The 2,015-nt window shown below is 32.7% G+C and carries 2 protein-coding genes; both read left to right on the top strand.

Annotation, left to right across the window (positions count from 1 at the left end; genetic code table 11):
- Nucleotides 1-926 (top strand): NAD-dependent epimerase/dehydratase family protein (locus Y7E_RS29365; protein ID WP_017150537.1); only part of this gene is annotated, 926 nt, incomplete at its 5' end.
- A gap of 397 nt (nt 927-1,323) precedes the next feature.
- On the top strand, nt 1,324-1,962 hold the full coding sequence (locus Y7E_RS0106815; RefSeq protein WP_017150536.1) for an NAD(P)-dependent oxidoreductase: 639 nt from the start codon (nt 1,324-1,326) through the stop codon (nt 1,960-1,962).
- The last annotated feature ends 53 nt before the right edge of the window (nt 1,963-2,015 follow it).

The following is a 2,015-nucleotide window of genomic DNA, read 5'->3' as shown; positions in this document are numbered from 1 at the left end:
CAAGTGTACGAGATTTAAATGACAAAGAACCATTTATAGACCTTGATTGTGAGATCGTCTACGCCGATTTGAGGGATAAAGCCTCACTTCATAAAGCACTTGATGGAGTGAATACCTTATATCAAGTAGCTGCTGTATTTAAACATTGGGCACAAGATCCTGAAAAAGAGATAATTATTCCTAATGTTGAGGCAACTCAAAATATAATGGAGGCTGCTAAAGATGCAAATGTAAGAAAAATAGTATATGTAAGCTCCGTAGCAGCATTGTCATTGGACAAGACAAACTTAAAGGGTAAAATTGATGAAACTACATGGCTTGAAAACAGTCATGGAAATGCATACTTTGATTCAAAAGCACGAGCTGAAAGAACAGCTTGGGAGCTGGCAGAAAAATATGATTTGGATATGGTTAGCGTTCTTCCTGGTGCAATGATTGGTGGAGAGTTTTTAAAGAAAACTCCAACCATACTGGCCTTCGATAGTATTCTTTTAGGAAAGATGAAAGTTAACTATATAAGTGAAATGACGCCAATAGATGTAACTGATGTTGTGAAAGGTATGATTGCTGCAGCGGAAAAAGGTGTAAGGGGTACAAGATATATCTTGGCTAATGAAGAGCCTGTAACTTCAGATGATATCATTAAAATTGCAAAAAAATTTATTCCTAATCTTGAGATACCACAAAAATATACTAAAGAACAGTTGTTAAATTTAGCTGATAAACTTGAATTTGAAGCAAAGGAAAAGAATACTCAGCCATCACTACTTAGAAGTCAAGTAGAATTATATTATGGTGGAATAAATAGACACTATGACCTTACCACATCAAGACAGGATTTGAATTTTAATCCTAAGTTGGGTGAAGTGGCATTAGAAGAGTATTTTAAACGGTTTTTTGCTAGCCTAAGAAAAAAATCCTTATAGGGGTAGCATCCATGCCCATCAACTTAAGAAATGCATTGTTCCCCAAAACGAAAAAAATGAGCTAAATTCTTATAAATAACTGCAAAATAATAAAATTTTTGTTTTGGGGACACTTCAAAGTACTAGATTGATGACAACGTGGCGGGGCTCCTAAAATAAGATTATAATTAGCATTGCTTTTAACAATGTGACAATGATTATTGTCAGACTTCCATTTCGGTTGCGATCTATTTTGTTATTTAAGGCGTTAAAAGAAAACTTCAGAACAAATAGGTAATTTATGTTAAAATATAAAGAAAAATGATAAATATTATTAATTGTAAAAAGGACAAGATTGTAAAATAAGAATTTAATTCGGAAGGATTGAGTTTACTTATATATTCTTAGGAGTGATGGAATGGATAATCCTTATAAAATAGCTGTAATTGGTGGCACTGGTAAGGTAGGACGTTATATAGCTTCAGAATTGTTAAAAAATGGCTACCGAGTTCGTATGCTTGTTCGGAATCCTAAAAATTTAAAATATAACGATGATAAAGTTGAGATTGTAACAGGTACTGCGGAGAATGTAGATGCAATAAGACAACTACTCGAAGGTTGTCTTATTGTTATAAATTGCTTTGGTCAACCTATGAGAGATACACCTATATATAGCAAAGTTACCAGAGATATACTTGAAGTAATGAAAGAAAAGGATATTAAGAGATATATTGGAGTTACAGGAGCTTCTCTTAATATTATAGGAGATAAAAAAAGTCTTTTAAATAAGATTGGAGCAAAAATGTTTGAAGTGCTCTTTTCCAAAATGATGAAAGATAAAAGAGAAGAGCTGAATATTCTTTTGAAAAATAAAGACCTTGATTGGACGCTAATAAGACTACCTTTTGTAAAAGAGGGTGTTGAAGTTAGAGCAGTCAAGGAAAGTCTTACCGATATGCCTGGGACAATGATTTCAAATAAAGAAATAGCAAATTTTATAATTAGCCAGATTGATAATAAAGAGTATATTCATAAAACACCTTTTATTGCGATTTAATAGGACTCACCATACATACCCATCAACTTAAGAAATTAATTGTTCCCCAAAAC

It is taken from the genome of Bacillus bingmayongensis (genome assembly GCF_000299035.1).
Classification (GTDB): domain Bacteria; phylum Bacillota; class Bacilli; order Bacillales; family Bacillaceae_G; genus Bacillus_A; species Bacillus_A bingmayongensis.
This window is presented reverse-complemented; position numbering and strand designations above follow the sequence as displayed.